Below are 678 nucleotides of genomic sequence, written 5' to 3' on the forward strand. Positions count from 1 at the left end.
ATATGAAGTCGCTTCAGGCATTCACGAGAATTCGTTGGATAATCAGAGCGTAGCAAATAGGTATTCTGATTTGGCTAAAATCAGCAGATCAAAGTCATATCTACTGGAAGGGAATATCAAGTTATCACGACGAGAATTAGCTGATGTATCTGGTGAAATTCCGGACACCAAGTCGCATAAACAACAGTTGGGGAATGTTATAGATGTGTTTGAGACCTACCTATCTGGGGGTGTATCTGAGAGGCTAGAATCCGGTGGTAAAATCGAAACAACACAAGTAAACGACTTGATTCACGTCGAGTATGACGTAAACACCGCTCAATTTGTGATATATGCCTCTCAATACCTTCGCCAATATGGTGTCGGTACGGAGATCCTTGACTCGATCATTGAAATAACTCTCAACGACTCTTTGACACCACAAACGGTTTATCAAGGGTTAGATATCCTTGACGATTCGACATCAGAGGAAGGAGAGCTCTTACTTAGCATATCAATGGATGAAGTCTGGCAGTCGAAGCTACCCACACACATTCATTACCAGATAGAGAAGTTGAAAATAGAGGAAGTCACTGCTGCGAGTGATTTCTCGGGTCTCACAAATATTCTAACCACAACATTGGAGCTGCTGCTTGTCGTTATCTCAGAGTATTATTCAAAGAAGTCATACGGACAGAT

Annotated in this window: 1 protein-coding gene; it reads left to right on the forward strand. The window is 41.9% G+C overall.

All coding sequences use genetic code 11. The features are described 5' to 3' along the window. Positions 1-205: 205 nt before the first annotated feature. On the forward strand, positions 206-678 hold a 473-nt coding region (locus DVK07_RS22530), incomplete at its 3' end, for a hypothetical protein (protein WP_147441288.1).

Source organism: Halorubrum sp. Atlit-26R (assembly GCF_003666015.1).
GTDB lineage: Archaea > Halobacteriota > Halobacteria > Halobacteriales > Haloferacaceae > Halorubrum.